This is a genomic window from Streptomyces sp. NBC_00569 (assembly GCF_036345255.1).
Taxonomy (GTDB): Bacteria; Actinomycetota; Actinomycetes; order Streptomycetales; family Streptomycetaceae; genus Streptomyces.
Map to the genome: position 1 here is coordinate 6256650 of NZ_CP107783.1, position 17959 is coordinate 6274608.

Annotated in this window: 16 protein-coding genes and 1 tRNA gene; 7 read left to right on the top strand and 10 right to left on the bottom strand. The window is 73.0% G+C overall.

Going from position 1 to position 17959, the window contains the following annotated elements; all coding sequences use genetic code 11:
- The first annotated feature begins 270 nt into the window (after window positions 1–270).
- The 3 genes from OHO83_RS28225 to OHO83_RS28235 all read left to right on the top strand — a co-directional run bounded on the left by OHO83_RS28225 (window position 271) and on the right by OHO83_RS28235 (window position 3006).
- Window positions 271–1089 (top strand): maleate cis-trans isomerase family protein, encoded by an 819-nt coding sequence (locus OHO83_RS28225; protein ID WP_266670829.1) that lies wholly within the window; start codon window positions 271–273, stop codon window positions 1087–1089.
- Window positions 1086–1817: a maleate cis-trans isomerase family protein gene (locus tag OHO83_RS28230; RefSeq protein ID WP_266670827.1), complete on the top strand. Its 732-nt coding sequence runs from the start codon at window positions 1086–1088 to the stop codon at window positions 1815–1817. The genes OHO83_RS28225 and OHO83_RS28230 overlap by 4 nt, the downstream gene beginning before the upstream one ends.
- Window positions 1818–1914: 97 nt before the next feature.
- A complete protein-coding gene (locus OHO83_RS28235; protein WP_266670825.1) occupies window positions 1915–3006 on the top strand; it encodes an LLM class flavin-dependent oxidoreductase in 1092 nt (363 codons plus the stop codon).
- 94 nt (window positions 3007–3100) lie between these two features.
- Here the strand turns inward: OHO83_RS28235 and OHO83_RS28240 are convergent, their stop codons facing one another.
- Window positions 3101–4987: a putative bifunctional diguanylate cyclase/phosphodiesterase gene (locus OHO83_RS28240; RefSeq protein ID WP_266676372.1), complete on the bottom strand. Its 1887-nt coding sequence runs from the start codon at window positions 4985–4987 to the stop codon at window positions 3101–3103.
- A 344-nt stretch (window positions 4988–5331) separates the two neighbouring features.
- Between OHO83_RS28240 and OHO83_RS28245 the strand changes: the two genes are divergently transcribed.
- Complete coding sequence (locus OHO83_RS28245) at window positions 5332–6633, top strand: M6 family metalloprotease domain-containing protein (protein WP_330279899.1); 1302 nt, start codon at window positions 5332–5334, stop codon at window positions 6631–6633.
- 299 nt (window positions 6634–6932) lie between these two features.
- On the opposite strand, the gene OHO83_RS28250 is transcribed toward OHO83_RS28245, so the two are convergent.
- The 7 genes from OHO83_RS28250 to OHO83_RS28280 form a co-directional block, all read right to left on the bottom strand.
- Window positions 6933–7006 (bottom strand) — tRNA-Lys (locus OHO83_RS28250).
- The gene (locus OHO83_RS28255; RefSeq protein ID WP_266670821.1) at window positions 6997–7623 is read right to left on the bottom strand and encodes a bifunctional DNA primase/polymerase; all 627 of its coding nucleotides are present in this window, start codon (window positions 7621–7623) and stop codon (window positions 6997–6999) included. The genes OHO83_RS28250 and OHO83_RS28255 overlap by 10 nt, the downstream gene beginning before the upstream one ends.
- Window positions 7624–7760: 137 nt before the next feature.
- Window positions 7761–8114 carry a hypothetical protein gene (locus OHO83_RS28260; protein ID WP_266670819.1) on the bottom strand — a complete coding sequence of 118 codons (354 nt, stop codon included), beginning with the start codon at window positions 8112–8114 and terminating at the stop codon, window positions 7761–7763.
- A gap of 91 nt (window positions 8115–8205) precedes the next feature.
- Window positions 8206–9582 (bottom strand): AAA domain-containing protein, encoded by a 1377-nt coding sequence (locus OHO83_RS28265; RefSeq protein WP_329435068.1) that lies wholly within the window; start codon window positions 9580–9582, stop codon window positions 8206–8208.
- Complete coding sequence (locus OHO83_RS28270; protein ID WP_330279900.1) at window positions 9579–11177, bottom strand: hypothetical protein; 1599 nt, start codon at window positions 11175–11177, stop codon at window positions 9579–9581. The genes OHO83_RS28265 and OHO83_RS28270 overlap by 4 nt, the downstream gene beginning before the upstream one ends.
- Window positions 11168–12358, bottom strand: a complete 1191-nt coding sequence (locus OHO83_RS28275; protein ID WP_406317916.1) for a hypothetical protein — start codon at window positions 12356–12358, stop codon at window positions 11168–11170. The genes OHO83_RS28270 and OHO83_RS28275 overlap by 10 nt, the downstream gene beginning before the upstream one ends.
- Complete coding sequence (locus OHO83_RS28280; protein ID WP_330279901.1) at window positions 12270–13283, bottom strand: phosphatase PAP2 family protein; 1014 nt, start codon at window positions 13281–13283, stop codon at window positions 12270–12272. The genes OHO83_RS28275 and OHO83_RS28280 overlap by 89 nt, the downstream gene beginning before the upstream one ends.
- A 223-nt stretch (window positions 13284–13506) precedes the next feature.
- On the opposite strand from OHO83_RS28280, the gene OHO83_RS28285 reads away from it, so the two are divergent.
- Window positions 13507–14112: a histidine phosphatase family protein gene (locus OHO83_RS28285; RefSeq protein WP_266670811.1), complete on the top strand. Its 606-nt coding sequence runs from the start codon at window positions 13507–13509 to the stop codon at window positions 14110–14112.
- Between the two features lie 60 nt (window positions 14113–14172).
- Here OHO83_RS28285 and OHO83_RS28290 read toward each other — a convergent pair whose 3' ends face one another.
- Entirely contained in the window at window positions 14173–15570 is a 1398-nt protein-coding gene (locus OHO83_RS28290; protein ID WP_266670809.1) for a tetratricopeptide repeat protein, read from the bottom strand.
- Between the two features lie 288 nt (window positions 15571–15858).
- Here OHO83_RS28290 and OHO83_RS28295 point away from each other — a divergent pair, with 288 nt between their 5' ends.
- Both OHO83_RS28295 and OHO83_RS28300 read left to right on the top strand, forming a co-directional pair.
- Window positions 15859–16296: a hypothetical protein gene (locus tag OHO83_RS28295; protein ID WP_266670807.1), complete on the top strand. Its 438-nt coding sequence runs from the start codon at window positions 15859–15861 to the stop codon at window positions 16294–16296.
- Window positions 16297–16420: 124 nt separating this feature from the next.
- Window positions 16421–17296, top strand: a complete 876-nt coding sequence (locus tag OHO83_RS28300) for a spermidine synthase (RefSeq protein ID WP_330279902.1) — start codon at window positions 16421–16423, stop codon at window positions 17294–17296.
- Window positions 17297–17350: 54 nt separating this feature from the next.
- Here OHO83_RS28300 and OHO83_RS28305 read toward each other — a convergent pair whose 3' ends face one another.
- Window positions 17351–17887 (bottom strand): hypothetical protein, encoded by a 537-nt coding sequence (locus tag OHO83_RS28305; protein WP_266670803.1) that lies wholly within the window; start codon window positions 17885–17887, stop codon window positions 17351–17353.
- Window positions 17888–17959: the final 72 nt, after the last annotated feature.

Sequence of the window (17959 nt, forward strand, 5' to 3'; positions counted from 1 at the left end):
CCGGTCGTCGGGCCGCGCGCCGAGGGTCATCGGGCCGGGAATCGGCTGGTCGTCGAGCCGGTCACCGGGCCGGCCATCGGCTGAAACCGTTTCGCAACGATGGTCCGTTTCATTGGTAGGAAAAAGTGCGGATTGACCACGCTGGCACCCGAACCTACCTTCGTCAACAGAGGCACTTTTTCCGATGCCCAGCCCTGTCCCGACGTCCCGGCCCGCCGGCCGGCTCTCCGCTGCATCGTCTCGAACGTCTCAAGAGACTTGGGGCCTGTCATGGACGTCTCCTTCCTCGGTGGACCGCACCCGCAACGCGGTGTCGGTGTCGTCGCCCCCTTCGACTTCGCCCTCGACCGCGAACTGTGGCGCTGGGTTCCCGACGAGGTGTCACTGCACCTCACCCGTACCCCGTACGTACCCGTCGAGGTCAGCCTGGACCTGGCCCGTCTGGTCAGTGAGCACGAAACGCTCGGCGAGGCGGTGCGCGCGCTGAGCGCCGCCGAACCCGAGGTCCTCGCGTACGCCTGTACGTCGGGCAGCTTCGTCGGCGGCATCGCGGGCGAACGCGCCATGTGCGAGGCCATGTTCCGGTCGGGTGAACGCCCTTCCGTCACCACGTCGGGCGCGCTCCTCGAAGCGCTCGATGAGCTGGGCGCCCGCCGTATCGCCCTGGTCACGCCGTACACGCGGTCGGTGACCGAGTCGCTGGAGGAGTATCTGGCCGAGGCCGGCATCACCGTCACGGGCCGCGCCTTCCTCGGTCTGACCCGGCACATCTGGAAGGTTCCGTACCGGGACGTGGCCGACATGGCGAGGGGCGCCGCCCGCCTGGACGCCGACGCGCTGTTCATCAGCTGCACGAACCTGCCGACGTACGACGTCATCCCGCAGCTTGAGGCCGAGCTGCGGATCCCGGTGATCTCAGCCAATCAGGTCACGGTGTGGGCAGCGCTGCGCAGGCTGGGTACCCGTGCCGTGGGGCCGTATCAGGCGCTGCTCGACGAGTCGGCGCGCCACTGGCCGGCCCGCGAGTTGCCGCAGCTGCCGCAGGAACCGGCCGGTGAGCTGCCGGAAGAACAGGAAGGGTGGGCATGACCGCAGTCGGATTTCTCTACCCGGGACACTCCGCCGAGGACGACTATCCGCGTATCGAAATGCTGATCGACAGCGATGTGAGGCTGCCGGTCGTCCACACCGACATCGGTGAGGACGCGCACCGCGTCGACGCGCTGATCGAGATGGGCTCCCCGCAGCGGCTCGCCGCCGGAGTCGAGGAGCTGCGCCTGTCCGGCGCCGAGGCGGTCGTCTGGGCGTGCACCAGCGGCAGCTTCGTGCGGGGCTGGGAGGGCGCGCACGAGCAGGTGCGGGACCTGGCCAAGGCCGCGGGCCTGCCCGCCTCCAGTACGTCGTTCGCGTTCGCCCACGCCGTGGGCGAGGTCGGCGCGCGCAGCGTCGCGATCGCGGCGACGTACCCGGAGGACGTGGCGGACCACTTCCGCACGTTCCTGAAGGCGGCGGGGACCGAGGTCGTCTCGGTGCGCGGCAGCGGCATCATCACGGCGGCCGAGGTCGGCACCTGGGGATGGCCGGAGGTCAGGGCGATGGCGGAGGCGGGCGATCACGCGGACGCGCAGGCGCTGCTCCTGCCGGACACGGCCCTGCACACAGCGGCCTACGTCCGTGACCTGGAGCAGGAGCTGGGCAAGCCGGTCCTGACGGCCAACCAGGTCACCGTGTGGGAGGCGCTGCGGCTCGCGGGGCGGCGCGTGAACGCACCGGCGCTCGGCACGCTCTTCACGAAGGAGCCCCTGGTGCAGATGTGATCCCTGTCAGGCCTTCGGAACAAGGCGCCCGGAATAAACCGGAGCCATCCTCCGTTAAGTCCCGGCGCAGACAGCACCGTACTTACAGGAGGACTCCGTGGCCGGAAACGACGAGATCCGGGCAACCGCCCAGGGCACCGCCCCCGTGCCCCTCTCGGTCCTCGATCTGGTGACCGTGGGCGCCGGCCGCACCGCCACCGACGCCCTGCGGACCAGCGTCAAGATCGCCAAGCTCGCCGAGAACCGCGGATTCAACCGCTACTGGGTCGCCGAACACCACTCCATGCCGGGCGTGGCGTCCTCGTCCCCGGCCGTGATCCTGGCGCATCTCGCCGCCCACACCGAGCGCATCCGCCTCGGCTCGGGCGGCGTCATGCTCCCCAATCACGCGCCCCTGGTCATCGCCGAGCAGTTCGGCACCCTGGAGGCGATGGCCCCGGGCCGTATCGACCTCGGCCTCGGCCGCGCCCCCGGCACCGACGGCGCGACGGCCGCCGCCCTGCGCCGCACCGACCGGCTCAACGAGGGCGCCGACGACTTCCCCCAGCAGCTCGCCGAGCTGACCCGGTTCCTCGACGACGACTTCCCGGACGGCCACCCCTACGCCCGCATCCACGCGGTCCCGGGCCCGGTCCAGGCCACGTCCCCCGGCGGCGTGCAGTCTCCGCACCGCCCGCCGATCTGGCTCCTCGGCTCCTCCGGCTTCAGCGCCCGCCTCGCCGGTGTCCTCGGCCTGCCCTTCGCGTTCGCGCACCACTTCTCCGCGCAGAACACGGTCCCGGCCCTCGACCTCTACCGCGAGTCCTTCAAGCCGTCCGCGGTCCTGTCCTCCCCGTACGCCCTCATCGGCGTCTCCGCGCTCGCCGCGGACGAGGAGAAGGAGGCCCGCCGCCAGGTCCTCGCGGCCGCCCTCAACATGGTCCGCCTGCGCACCGGCCGCCCCGGCCTCGTCCCGACCCCCGAGGAGGCGGAGACCTACGCGTTCAGCCCGATGGAGCGGGAGTTCGTCGACAGCTGGAACGCGAACGTCATCCACGGCACCGCCGACGAGGTCCGCGCGGGCCTCGACGACCTCCAGAAGCGCACCGGCGCCGACGAGCTGATGCTCACCGCCAACGCCCACACCGCCGAGATCCGCCTGCGCAGTTACGAACTCGTCGCCGACGCGTACGGGCTGCCGCTCGGCTGACCCGGCCGGCCGGGGGTGCCGCCTCGCTCGGGGGAGGCGGCACCCCGCGGTCTTCCACCACCGCGGGGAAGCCGTGCCGTCAGAAGCCGTGCCGTCAGGAAGCCGTCAGCAGCGCGGAGATACGATCCGGCGCCACCGGGCGTGAGTACAGCCAGCCCTGTCCCGTGTCGCAGCCGATCTGGCGCAGGCGCGCTGCTTGCGCCGCCGTCTCCACGCACTCCGCGGTGACCGTGAGACCGAGCCGGTGCGCGAGCTGCACCATGGCCTCGACGATGACGGCGTCCGCGGGGGTCGCGTGCTCGCCCCCGTCGTCGTACTGGAATCCGCGCACGAACGAGCCGTCCAGCTTCAGGACCGACACCGGGAGCCGGCTCAGATACGCGAGGTTCGAGTAGCCGGTGCCGAAGTCGTCGATGGCGATGTGCACGCCCATGTCGCTCAGCGACTGCAGGGCCTGGAGGGGGCGGCCCGCCGAGCCCATCACCGCCGACTCCGTCAGTTCCAACTGGAGGAGTTCCGGAGCGAGTCCGGTCTCCGCGAGGACCTCGGCGACATCCGCCACCAGGTCCGAGTCCCATACCTGACGCACCGCCACGTTCACGCTCACGTAGACCGGCGGCGCCTCGGGGTGCTCCAGCTGCCAGCTGCGCGCCTGCCGGCACGCCGTGCGCAGGATCCACCGGCCCAGCTGCACGATGGAGCCGTCCTCCTCGGCCAGTCCGATGAACCGATTCGGCGTGAGCATTCCGAACTGGGGATGGTCCCAGCGCACGAGCGCCTCGACGCCGCGCAGCACTCCGTCACCCAGATTCACCAGCGGCTGGTACTCGAGGACGAACTCGCCGCGCTCCACCGCGGGACGCAGGCCCGACGACAGGGCCTGGCGGGTCATCCGGTGCGCGTTGCGCTCCGGGTCGAAGAGCGTCCAGCGCGCCTTGCCGTCGGCCTTCGCCCAGTACAGCGTGGTGTCCGCGGCCTGCATCAGACCCGTCGCGGTCGTGCCCTCCATGTGCCGCTCCACGACCCCGATCGAGGCCGACACGGCGAGCCGCTGCCCTGACAGGTCGAACGGTTCCTGGACCGAGCGGAGCACCGACTCGGCGAGCCCCGCAAGCTGTTCCGTACCGGCCGAGTCCTCCACGAGCAGCGCGAACTCGTCGCCGCCGAGCCGCGCCACCAGCGGCGCCGCGGCCCTCTGGCCGTAGCCGATCCGGTCGGCGCAGCGCGTCAGGCGCTCGGCGACGGCGGCGAGCAGCCGGTCCCCGATGCCGTGCCCGAGCGTGTCGTTGACCGCCTTGAACCCGTCGAGGTCGAGATAGCACAGCCCGATCCGGCCGCTGCCCGCCCCGTCGTACGCGCCCGCCTCCAGCGCGGCGGAGAGCCGCTCGAAGAACAGCGTGCGGTTCGGCAGCCGGGTCACCGGGTCGTGCATCTGCAAGTGCCGCAGCCGCGCCTGGAGTTCACGGCGGGCGCTGATGTCGGTGAGGGAGAGCAGCACCGTACGGCCGCCCGGCACCGGCGAGACGGTGACCTGCACCCACACGGAGTGCCCGTCGGGGTGCTTGATCCTGCGGGTGCACGTCAGCCGCGCCTGCCGCCCGCGCAGTACCTCCTGGTACGTGTGCCAGGTGCGGGAGTCGGACGCCAGGTCCACCAGTTCCGCCGCCGTGTGCCCGGTCAGCCGGCCGGGGTCCTCCACGCCGAGCATCACGGCGAGCGCGGCGTTCGCGGTGACCACCTGGCCCCGGCGGTCCACCACGGCCAGGGCGAGGGGTGCGGCGAGGAACGCCGAGAGGTAGGGCGCGGGCGGAGGAGGGGGCTCGACGCCGAGCGCCTCGTGGGCCCGGGCGTCCGGGCCCGTGCGTACGGAGTCCGGGGCGGCGGCGTGCGGGGGCGCCGCCACCGCTGCGGAACTCTCCGTGACGGCGCGGCGGGTGGAGTCGGGTGCCGCGCCGGCCGCGGTCATCGGCCCTTCGGACATTCCGCTCACCGCTCGCTCCCGCAGTGCAGTCGTTCCGGGGGTCCGGGAGGGTTGCTCCCGGGTCATCACAGTCCGGGTGGCGAACGGCCTTCGCAGCCGGGCCCGCAGGAAAGTGTGCCGATCATAGAGGCAGCCCCGAGGCGCGATCCAGCCTTGCCCGCCCGATCCGCCGGTTCGGCGGCATCCCGGGGTAGCCGGCAGATCGTTTCTGCCCTTCCCTGGCACTGCTTTTGGTCTCCCGCGATCATGCGTGACGTTCCGTGACCGCTTGGGGTGTCGCCTCCTCACCCGACCGGGCCAGATAAACAGGGCGAAGTAGTACAAATCATCACACTCTGGGTTGGGTGTCCCGCTTTCCCCATCCGGAGGTCGACTTGCCGCGTCCGCTGCCACCCGGTGGAGTGGAGAGGCCCCGCCTGCGCTCCGCCGGTGCGGCCCTCACCGCGTTCGCCGCCATGGCCGCCACGTCCCTGGTCGCGGGCCCCGCGGTCGCGGCCCCGTACGCGGGACCGTGCGCGCTGGAGCGCACGGCGGCCCACCACTCGGAGGGCCTCGACACCTGGAACAACGCCTACCCGCGCCCGGTCCGGACCCTCAACGCGGTGATGGTCTTCCTCTCCTTCCCCGACTCCCGGCCGACGGCCACCCCTGAGGAACTCACGGCCGACTACTTCCCCGCCACCAGCGACTTCTACGAGCGGTCCTCCTACGGGAAGTTCCACCTGGTCCCGCACCCGCAGCGCCACTGGCTCCGCATGCCGCACACCTCGACGTCGTACGCCATAGAGCGCGACTGGGACGTCGCGCACCGCGGCGCCTATCTGCGCGACGCCCTCGCCACGGCCGACCCGCACACCGACTTCAGCAAGTTCGACATCGTCTACTTCGTCGCCGACCCCGACGCCCCGGGCGTCGACTCGGACGCCACGAAGGTCGTCAACTTCGACCGGCCGATGCGCGCCGACGGCACGGACATCAAGCGCATCGTCACCGTCTTCGAGCAGCATCCGCCCGACCGCAACGTCCTGGCCCACGAGACGGGCCACGTCTTCGACCTTCCGGACCTCTACCACCGGCCGACCGACGGCAAGGGCGACTGGGACACGTACGTCGGTGACTGGGATGTCATGGGCAGTCAGTTCGGGCTCGCGCCCGACCTCTTCGGCTGGCACAAGTGGAAGCTGGGGTGGCTGGCCCGGCGGCAGGTCGTGTGCGTGACGGGCAGCCGGCGGCTCACCCTCGAACCCCTGACGTCCGCACCCGCGCGTCCGGGCGCGGCGCCCGGAACCAACGGTGCGCCCTTCGGCGTGGGCGCCGGGACGAAGCTCGCCGTCGTACGCACCGGGGAGGACAGTGCGATCGCTCTGGAGGCCCGCAGCGCCGACGGCAACGACGCGGCGACGTGCTCCGAAGGCATCCTCGTCTACCGCGTGCGCAACGAGACTCCCTCCGGCAGCGGCCCGATCGAGGTGCTCGACGCACACCCCCACACGGACGCGTGCTACGGCGACTCGGTCTCTCCACCGCTCGCGGACGCACCGGTACGGGTGGGCGAGAGCTTCAAGGTACCGGGCGAGAACGTACGGGTGAAGGTCGAGGGGCGCACGCGGTCGGGGTCTTGGACGGTCAAGGTCGAGACGGGCTGAACGACTGTCGCGGTGGCCGCGTCGCTGTACCGGCGTACCGGCGTACCGGCGCACCGCTGTCGCAAGGAGTGGCAATTTCTCCGAGCGCCCGCCCCGCACCGGCATACGCAAGAAGCCCCTCGCTCTTGCGTGGGGGGCCTTCGCTTGTCTGTGCGCCGCCAGGGACTCGAACCCCGGACCCGCTGATGCTGTGTCTTTCCGGGGGGCGACCCCCGGGCCCCCGGCCGCCTTCGCCGCGTCGGAGTGGGTCCGTCAATGGCGAAGGCCCCCCACTTGCGTGGGGGGCCTTCGCTTGTCTGTGCGCCGCCAGGGACTCGAACCCCGGACCCGCTGATTAAGAGTCAGCTGCTCTAACCAACTGAGCTAGCGGCGCCTGCTGACGTCGTAGACCTTAGCATCCTGATCCGGGCCAGGAAAAATCGATATCCGCACCGCAGGTTTGGCGCTCGCGCGGGCCGCCCGGACGCAGGCCCAGAGCATGACCTCGGGTCCCGGCAACCAGGGGTGGCGGGTGTCCGGGGCGACCACCCAGCGTGAGTCGGCGTGGGGTCCCCCGGCGTGGTCGGTGCCCCCGGCCGGCGGCGGGACGGTCACGGCGTCACCGGTTCCATGGCACAGGAGGGGCGGCACGGCGGGGCCCCACTCCTCCCACTCCAGGAGCGAGGGCAGCCGGTGGGCGGTGCCGGGTGCCGTGAACAGGAGCATGCGGCCGCGGTGCGCGGCGACCGGGCCCGAGCCGGGGCCGTCCTCCCACAGCGCGTCCAACATCCGGCGCCCGAACATCGACGGCACGTTCACCACGTCGAAGGCGGTGCCGCAGGGCAGCACCACGGGGGCGCCGGGCCGGGACTCCCAGAACGCGAGGGTGCTGCGCGGATGCGTTCCTGCCGAGGCGAGCCACGCGGCGCCCTCCCGAGTGGCGCCCGCGATGTCGAACCGGTCGTACCGGGTCAGCGGGCCGGTGCTGTTCTGGCGATATGCGGCGCTCATGGCATTTACATCTACCGGCCGTGAGCGCGCGACTTCCCAGGGTTGCCGGAAATCGGGACAGGAGGGGGCGGGGTGGAGTATCTTGCCCCCTGGCATATGCCAGATGATCTTTACGGGGTGTGGTTGCCGCGGCGTCGCTAGGGCCGGTTCTCGGCGGGCCCGCGCATCAGGTCGCGGCCGAACTCGACCATCTTCTTCGCGTAGTCCTCGGTCCACTGCGCCTGCTCGGCGATCGCCGCGGCCGTCAGGCGGTCGAAGCGGCGCGGGTCGGCGAGCTGGGCCGCAGCCAGGGCCTGGAACTCCACGGACCGGTCGGCCGCAGCGCGGAACGCGTGCGTCAGCTCCGTGGCGCGGGCGAGCAGCTCGCTCGGGTCCTCGATCGCCTCCAGGTCGAAGAAGTGCTCCGGGTCCGCGGCGGCCTCGGCCGGCTCGAAGAGCAGCGGGGCCGGACGCATCCGCCTCTCGGTACGGGCCCGCTCGGGCTCGGCCATGATGTTCCTCCTCGTACGGTGTGCAGCCCGCGTCGCCGCCGGGGCCACCTTCTATTCTCCGCAGGCCCGCAAGAGCGCCCCGTTGTTCAGTTCAAGGCGTCCACGCCACCCGGTGTTCCGTGAGGCGGGCCAGTACCGCGTGATTCGCCTCCCAGCCGTCCGGGAATTTCACCGTCACCCCCAGTTGGACCGGTTCCGTCGACGGGTGGTCGTCCAGCAGGTCGGGGACGCCCGCGCGGCAGACCACGATGCACGCGTGGCGGTGGCGGGACGCCAGGACGCACAGACGGCCGGTCTCCAGGTGGAACGCCGTCGCGTCGGGGCGGCCCGAGAGCGGGTGCAGGACGACCGTGACGTCGAACTCGCGGCCCTGCAGCCGGTTCGCCGTGTCCACGGTGACGTCCGTGACGCCGAGCTCCGCGAGCGCCGAGCGCACCGCCGCCGCCTGGTCGCGATGCGCCGTGCCGACCGCGATGCGGTCCGCCGTGAGCGGGGACGGGTCGGGGCCGCGCTCCGAGAGCGTGACGCCGCCGCGGTCGAGCAGCCGCCGCACCACCTGGGCCAGGGCCCGAACCGCCTCGGGGTCCGTGCGGGGCGTGTGACCGGCCGGGAGTTCGAGCAGGCCCCAGCCCGACTCCGCCGCCTCGTCGATCACCCGGTCCGGGCCCGAGCCGTCGGACGCCACCGTGAACCCCAGGCTGCGGTCGCCGTGGTCCGTACCGCTGCGGAAGGGCGTGTACGGGTAGAAGGCGCCGGAGACCAGCGGCGCGGCGGACGCCGGGAGGCGCCAGGAGACCGGGAGCCGGTGCTGCGGCAGCTCGGGGTTGTGCGCCAGGAGCGTCGTCACGGCGGACGCCGAAGGGTCGTACGACAGGCCCGCCCACTGTTCGGCCCCGACGATCGCGAACGGGTCCAGCTGGCCCGGATCACCCACGAACAGCGCCCGCTCGAACAGGCCCGCCACGGCGAGCAGCGCGTCCGAACGCATCTGGTACGCCTCGTCGACGATGGCGTGCTGCCAGGGGTCGATGTCCTTGACGTGCGCCCACTTCGCGGCCGTCGAGATGACGACCGGCAGCGGCGCCAGGTCACCGGCCTTGGTCGACTTGCGCACGTTGACCAGGTCGTCGAGTGCCTTGTCGTACGGGTCGGGGTCGCTGCTGTGCAGGCGCCCGACGGGCAGCTCGGGGTTCTTCTCGGCGAGGCGCAGGACGAGGTCGTCGACCTGCGCGTTCGTCTGGGCGATGACCATCAACGGACGTCCCGCCTCGGCCAGTTCGAGCGCGGCCCGCACCACGAGCGTCGACTTCCCGGCGCCGGGCGGGGAGTCCACGACGGTGCCGCGGGCCGTGCCGTGCAGGGTGTCGTGGAGGATCGCGTCGGTGGCGCGGCCGGCCGCCGCCCCCGGGTCGAACGGGGTGTCGCCGCTCGTGCCCGAGCGGCCGGGCTGATGCGGTGCGGCCGTCACAGCAGATCCTCCGTGGTCACGGCGTCCGGCGCCTCAGGCACCGGTGCGCCCGAGCCGTCCATGTGCGGCGGGCCGCCGTGGGTCCACGGCGTCTCTTCCGGGTCCGGCAGCTTCGGGCCGCCCCGCTGCTCGTGCTCGAAGAGCGTGAAGCACACCTGGTCACCCTTCTCCGGGACGGACCCCGGCTCCGGCTCCTTGCCGCGGCCCATCTTGTCCAGGACGCGCAGGACGACCCCGCCCCCGGCGTCGTACGACACGAACTCCGCGGCCTGCGGCTTGCCGTCGAGCGAGCGGTACACCTTCGTGCGCTCGTCGAGATGCGGCACGTCGTCGGTGCGGACGGTGATCAGGGGCCGCGGCCGGTTCTTCTCGTTGTACGCCGGCACCGACTCGGTCACCTCGCCCGCGAACGCCTCCCCGGTGAGCCGTCGGCCCGCCATGACCAGCGGGTCGTCGAGCGCCTCCTGCGCGTCCAGCCTGGCCTGTTCTCGCTCGCGCGTCGCCAGCTTGTTGGCCGCCGTCACCGCGTCGTCGCGGCGCGGCTGCGGCGGCTCGCCCGCGGCGACGCGGTCCCGGTGGCCGGTGAACGACCAGCGGTCGCGCGTCCAGCGCTCCGCGGCGCGTGGCCCCTCGGGGAGCGTGCACAGCGCGTCCAGGCCACGCCACACCGCGTCCCACGTGGGCCGGGTCCGGCTCTCGACGAGCGCGTGGATCTCGCGCTCGGCCGCCGTCAGCGCGGCCAGCCTCATGTCCGCCTCGATGCCGTCCTCGGCGGCGGCCAGCAGGGTGCGGGCCTTGTTGTAGCGCTCGATCGCGGGTGCCAGCAGCTTGTTGTCGAACGCGGGGTCGGTGGCCGGGCCGGCGGGCGGGCAGACGAGCTGGCCGTCCTTGTCCCGGGCCAGCTCGGCGCGGAGCGCGGCCTCGGCGCCCGACGCGCCCTCCGGGGCCTCGATCCAGGCGAGCAGCGAGCCCAGGTGCTGGTCCTCCAGGGTGGACTGGCCCGTCGCCCAGTGCCGGGACAGCAGGTCCGTCATGGCGAGCAGCAGCGCGGAACCGGGAACCCTGGCCCGCTCCCCGAAGTGCGTCAGCCAGCGGCCCAGGAGCGGGACGTGGGGCGGCGCGGGATACGGCGCTTCGGGCTCCTGCTCGGCGGTGCGGCGGAACCGCATCGAGCGCCCCAGAAGCCGTACGAACTCGATGCCGGAGCGGCTCGGCAGGATCAGCTGGGGCGCGTCCGCGCACAGCTCGACCTCCACCTTGACCCGCTTGCCGGTCGTGGGGTCCGTCTCGGCGCGCTCGGCGGCCTCGACGTCGGCCGCGAACCCGTCGACGTACGGCAGGACGATCCCTGCCAGCTCGGCGAGGAAGGCGAAGCGCAGGTCGCGGTCGCGGGGCTGGGGCACCACGAGAAGCCGGGGCGAGGTGCGCTCCGTGCCGACGAGCGCGCCGAGCGGGGCGCCCGCCTCGCCGGCCGTGATGAGCGGGACGAGGACGAGGGGGCGCTGCGACAGATGACGGTGCCGCACGGTCGCGACCGGCTGGGCGCGCCCGCTCTGCACGGCCTCCAGACGGGCCAGATCGTTGATCAGGGCCATGACGGCGCCTCCTCTCCGCGCGCGCCGAGCGCCTCGCCCCGCAGCCGGGCCGCCCGGCGCAGGGCGGCGACCGCCGGGTCCAGCGGGTCGCCGGAGTGGCCGTGGGCGGCCGAGAGGACCTCGTCGACCGTGGTCAGACCGCCCAGCTCGGCCCGAAGGCCGCGGCCGAGCGAGGTGACCGCGCCCTGATCACGGGCCCGGTCGCGGCAGTGGAACGCCAGCTCGCACGCGGCCAGGCACTCCGGCGCGTATGTCGCCGGCACCGACTCGACCGCCTCCGTCAGCTCGTCCGCGGGCAGCGTGACGTCGAAGCAGGTGCCTTCGGGCAGCGCGTCCGCGATGTCCTCGATGCGGGTGAGCCGCTCCAGCTGCCGCCGTGTCACCGACAGCTGCTTGCGCACGTCGACGGCGGATGCCGCCGGAAGGTTGCTGAAGTCCTTGGGGCAGACGAGCAGGACCCGGTGCCTGACCTCGGGCGCCGGATCCAGGTGCCCGGCGACCCGCTCGAGGGCCAGCACGTACACCGCGGCCTGGCGGGCCGCGGCGCCGACCTTCGCCGCGTCCGCGCTGCCGTCGATCATCGGGAAGGACTTGATCTCGACGACCGTCCACGTCCCGTCGGGGTGCACGACCACTGCGTCCGGTTCGAGGAAGGCCGGGGTGCCCGCGACGTCCAGGGCGAGCATCGGGTGCTCCAGGAACGTCCAGGCGCCGGAGGCGGCCGCTTCCGCCGTCGCCTCACGCAGCGCGAGCGCCGTACGGGCCGTGCGGCCCTCGGGTCCGGCCGCCGTCAGATCCGGCGTACGGGCCCGGCCCGGCACCGGCTCCGGGCCGCCGCCCATGCGCTCGTGCACGAGCCGGAGCAGCTCCGTGCCCCCGTCGGCCTTGACCTTCGCCTCGAACGCGTTTCCCCGCATGAACGCGAACTGTGACTGGCCGAAACCGGACGGCGCCCCGAGCGCGTCCGCGAGCCGCGCCTTGTCGACGCCCGCCCCGTCGAGCAGCGCGCGCCGCCGGCACCCGGGGTTCGCCGCGAGCGCGGCCAGCGCCCGCGCGTCGAGCGCCCGTGGCGGTATGTCACTGCCACGCAGCTCAGCGAGCTTTCCCCAGACTCTCGGCTTCGCTCGGGCAGGGGAGGCCCCAGTCGGCAGTGCCGTCCCTCGCGTCGGAGGAGCGGGCACCCGGGCCGCCGCCCGGTCCTGCACTGACCTTGCGCTGTCGGGGAATTCGCTCACCCGCCGAAGTCTGGCACTCCCCACTGACAATCGAGGACGCCGCCGTGGAGGCCGGGGCGGGGAAGGTGCGGCCGGGCCGTGCGGAACCGGCCACGGGCGCGCTGCGCACACGGGCCCGTGCGAGGTCCGCTGCCCGCACCACGCGTCGGCTGACCAGGAACCCGAGGCCCATCACGGCGACCCCGGCGAGCGCGTCGAAGAGGTAGTGGTTCGCGGTGCCCATCACCACGAAGGCGGTGATCAGCGGGTAGGCGATGCCGGCCGCCCTGACCAGCGGCGTACGGCCGTGGCGCCACAGCATGACCCCACACCACATCGCCCAGCCGACGTGCAGGCTGGGCATCGCCGCGTACTGGTTGGTCATGCCGCCGAGCCCGCGCGGCGCGCTGGCCTGGCCGCCCCACCAGCCCCACGAGCTGTACTGGGCCATGGTGTCGACGAATCCGTGGCCGGGGGACAGCAGGCGCGGCGGGCAGGTCGGTACGAGGGTGAAGCCGATCAGGCCGATCAGAGTGGAGGTCATCAGCCAGGTCCGGGCGGCGCGGAAGTGGACGGCGCGGCTGCGGAAGAGCCAGATCAGGATGCCCGGAGTGACGAGGTAGTGCAGTGAGGCGTACCAGAAGTCGGCGGGGACACCGATCCAGGCCTCGGCGGTGAAGAGACGGTTCAGCGGGTGTTCGAGGTTGAGATGGAGTGCCTTCTCGGCCCGGAGTATCGCGAGGCCGTGGTCGACGGCGCTCGCCTCGTCCCCGCGCACCATGAGCCGGCCCGCCGAATAGGCGGCGTACACCATCACGATCAGCGGCAGTTCGGTCCACCAGCGCAGCCGGTCGCCTGTCGCCGCAGTGGACGGTGCCTCGGTCTGCGACATCAGGCCGCTCCCCCTTAACTCCCTGTACGGCGGCCCGTGGCCACGTGGACCACTTTACGGTGTATGTGTCCGCCTGGAAGGGGCGCCTCCGACCCACGAAGACGCAACGATCGCCCGGTGGGTTGCCTGAATCCCGGGTGAGCGATGATGGAACGAGCGGGCGCGCCTGGCCTGACTTATCGGTACATGGCAGCCCTTTTCAGTCCCCTCGGAAAGGTCACTCATGGCACCGCGCATCCTGTTGGCCCGGCATGGACAGACGGAATGGTCACTGTCCGGGCGGCACACCGGCAGGACCGACATCCCCCTCCTCGAAGAGGGACGGCGCGGCGCGAAGCTCCTCGGTGAACGTCTGCACCGGTCGCCCCTCGACGGACTCCCCGGCGCCGAGGTCCGCACCAGCCCCCTCTCCCGCGCGCGAGAGACCTGCGAACTCGCCGGCTTCGGCGAGCGCGCCACGGAGTGGGACACGCTCATGGAGTGGGACTACGGCGCGTACGAGGGCCTGACCCCCGCCCAGATCCAGGAGCGGCGCCCCGGCTGGTTCATCTGGCGCGACGGCGTTCCCGAGGGCGAGACCCTGGAGCAGATGACCGCCCGCGCCGACGAGGTCGTCGCCTGGGCCAGATCCGAGAACCGCGACGCCCTGGTCTTCGCGCACGGCCACATGCTGCGCTCCATCGGCGCCCGCTGGCTGGGCCTCCCGCTGGACTTCGCGGCCCGCATCCGCCTCAACCCGACGTCCCTGTCGGTCCTCGGCTGGGCCTACGGGGAACCCGCGATCGAGTCGTGGAACGACATCGGCCACCTCGCGGGCCACGAGGGCTAGGGCCTTTCTGCCGGACGGGACCGGGCTGGGCTCACGGGGTCCTGGAGACGCCGGCGGTGCTCACGCCGTGCGCGGCGCCGACGCGTGCTGCTCCAGGAACGCCGAGACGCCCGACGCCCTGCGGTGCGGAAGGAGCACGCGCGCGGTGGTTGCCAGCATCGACTGGATGCGCGACGACTGGACCTCGGTCAGCAGATGCAGGACCCGCATCCCCGCGGACGCGGCCTCGTCGGGCTGGCCCGCGCGCGCCAGGTCGTCGGCCAGCTCCGCCGTGTACAGGGCGATGTTCCGGGTGAAGTGCGGGTCCTGGAGGGCCGCGGCGCGGCGCGCGTGCCGGGCCGCGCGCGTCCAGTCGCCGAGCGCCGAGTAGCACTGCGCCTCCAGGCCCTCCAGCTCGGCCTCGCCGTAGAACGTCATCCACTCCGGGTCGTCGTCCGACCGCCCGCGCGCGAAGAGGGCCTGCGCCCGGGCCAGTGCCCGCTCGCACCCCCTGCGGTCGCCGAGCCCCGCCCAGCCGCCCGCCTCGCGCAGCGCGAGCAGCGACAGGAGCCGTGGCGACGCCAGCTGGGCCGCGACGCGCGTGGCCGCCTGCGCCGCCCGCACCGCCTCTCTCGGCCGCCCCGCGTCCCGCGCCAGGAACGCCGTGTTGCAGAACGCGTGCGCCTCCAGCGCCGGGTCGCCCGCCACGCGCGCGGTGGCCAGTGCCTCCGCATAGTGCGAGCGCGCGTCGTCGAATCGGCCCGAGTCGTGCGCCAACCAGCCGACGGAGATGGCCAGTTCACCCGCCCCGGCCTGGAGCCGCTCGGCCGTGCCGGGCGCCGCCGTCCCCGCGTCGAGCAGTGCGAACGCGGTACGCAGCGGGGCCGCGGCTCTCTTGTAGAGCCCGTCGGCGCCGTGCCGGTCGTCGAGCAGCCGGATCCGGCGGATGGCCTCCTCGACCGCGCCGACACCGGCCTCGGGCGCCGCGCGCCCGCCGTGGCCCGCGGCGGTTGACCTCGCCGCATGGGCTGCCGTGCCGTCGGCCGCGATGCCGAGGGGCGCCAGGGAGGCGATGGCCACGGTGGCCGTCCCTCCGGTCATGAATGCGCGACGCCGCACGTCGCTCTCCTCGTCGTGGTGCGGGAACTCGAACTCGGTGCGCGCGAGGGGTACGGGCTCCGCGGGGCGTGCCGCCCTGCCGCGTACGGCCGAGCGGGGCACGAACCCCAGATCCGTGAGCGAACGGCCGGGGAACATATGCAGGAACACCCGCTCGTACGCGTAGTTGGGACAGCGGATCTCGCCGGCCTCCACCCGCCCGATGTAGCGCGCGTCGCAGCTGACCCGCTCGCCGATCTCCCGGGCGGCGCGTCGCACCGCGGCCGCGAACTCGCCAGGAGAGCGCTGCCCACGCAGCCGCCTGAAGGCGAGATTCGGCCGCGGGGACTGCGCTGACGATGCCACCGGTGACGGCGTCATGACCGGGCCCTCTCGTGCGAACCGTGCCGGATCACCGGGGAGTTGGGCCTCTGTGGGCCCTGGTGCAACCCCTGTTCCGACGGGGCACGAAGGTACCTGCTGTAACGACTCCGACACGCAGTGTTTAGCTACAAACGGGATATCTCACCCCGCATCCGCCATGAAGTGCCATCCTTTGCGGCGGCGTGCCGCCGTAGCTGTTGACGCCTACGGGCGTTGAACCTTGCGGGGCCGGAGCGGTCGCGTTCCGGTCGTGCAACCCGTACGCGAGAGCGAGGAGGGGCTGACGTGTTGGAGGCATCACTTTCGACGGCGCGGCACCGGCCGACCCAGGATCACAGCGCGCCACCCCGTGACAGCGCGTCCTGCGACGTGGTGACCGTCCCGGCCCGCCAGGGCCTCGAAGCGGTCGACATCCTGCGCCGCGGCGCCACCGAGGCCGTCGGCCCGGTCCTGCACGACGGGGACTGCGACACCCTCGGCTTCCTCGTGCCGCCGGGCACCGCCGACGCCTGGGACGTCCCCGGCAGCGCCTGCACCCACACCCCCGCGTCCCCCTCGCCGGAGCGAGGCCCCGGTGCGGGGCCCGTGCCGCCCGCCCCCGTCGAGGGCGGCGGCTGGCTGCTCCCTCCCGGCGGGGCCGAGCTCGTCACCGACCCGGCGGTCCTGCGGGCGGCGCTCGGCGAGGCGGCCCGCATGATCGAAGCCGCGGACAACTGCCGCTGAGGCCTGGCCGCCGGTCCCTCGCGGCCCCTGGCTTCGCGGCCCCTGGCTTCGCGGCCCCTGGCTTCGCGGCCCCTGGCCTCGCGGCCGCTGGGCCGACTCGTCCCCGCCCGTCGATAATGGGCAGATGGCAAGGGCAAAGAACAAGCAGGCCGGAGCGGCCCGCGGCGGCCGGGGGGCCGTCGTCGAGGCCGTCGACGGCGGGCTCGCCGAGCTGATACCCGACCGGGACCGGCCGCGCGCCTGGACGCTGCTCGTGGACGGCGCCCCGCAGTCGCACGTCGACCTCGACGATCCCGGGCACCTGGAATTCGAGTACCAGCGCAGGATCGGCCACGTCATCGACCTCGCCGTGGACAAGGGCCGTCCCGTGCACGCCGTGCACCTGGGAGGCGGCGCCTTCACCCTCGCCCGCTACATCGCCGCGACCCGCCCCCGCTCCACCCAGCAAGTGGTCGAGCGCGACGAGGCACTCGTCCAACTGGTGCGCCGCGAGCTGCCGTTGGACCCCGGCACCCGGATCCGCGTCCGCACCGGCGACGCCCGCGAGGGCCTCGCGAAACTCCCCGACGGCTGGGCCGACCTCCTGATAGCCGACGTGTTCAGCGGAGCGCGTACGCCCGCGCACCTCACCAGCACCGAGTTCCTCGCCGAGGTACGCCGCGTGGTCAAGCCCGGCGGGTGCTACGTCGCCAACCTCGCCGACGGGCCGCCCCTCGCGCATCTGCGCGGCCAGATCGCCACCGCCGCGGCCGTCTTCCCCGAGCTCGCCCTCGTCGCCGACCCGGCCGTCCTGCGCGGCAAGCGCTTCGGCAACGCGGTGCTTGTCGCCTCCGACCGGGTCCTGCCCGTAGCCGAACTGACCCGGCGCGCGGCCGGCGATCCGCATCCCGCCCGCGTCGAACACGGCAAGGCCCTCTCGGACTTCACCGGGGGCGCCGGTGCCGTCAGCGACTCGCGCGCCGTCGCTTCGCCTGCTCCACCGCCGTCCGTATTCCGGTGACGGGGGGCCGAGGAGGCGTCCCGGGCAGGCCGGGATGGGTGGTCGTGCGCGTGGTCAGTACTTCGCCACTTCCACGCTCGGCGCGTGGTCGTGCCACGTACAGAACACCGAGACCTTGTCCGTGCCCGAGGTGAACTCCACCCTGATCCACGTCGAGTCCTTCCACACCTGCACCGACCAGCCGGCCGCGGGTGTCGCCGACACCAGCGTCGCCGAGTCCTTGCCCAGGTCGAACACGGCACGGCCGCCCTGCGTCGTGTAGCCCTTCACCGTGCCGGACGCCGACGGCGACGCGGGCGGCTTCGCGGAGGTGCTCGGTCGCGGCGTGCGGCTCGCGGACGGGGTGGCCGGGCCAGGGGAGCGCGACGGCTTCCGCGATGCGGAGTGTGACGGCGACGCCGGTGGCGACGACGACTCCGGGCGGTGCGTCGACGACGCCCGCGCGTCCACCGCTCCCGCGGCGATCGGTACCGCGCGCGGCGGGTCGTACGCGGTGCCCGCCATCACCGTGTGCACGCCCCACCACGACAGCGTGACGGCCGCACCGGTGGCCAGGAGCCAGGCCGCCGTGTGAACAAGTCCTCTGCGCATGGGGTGCATCGCGGCCATACTGCCGCACCCGCCCCACCCGTGTCCCGGGGGGACCGGCGTTGCACCGGACCT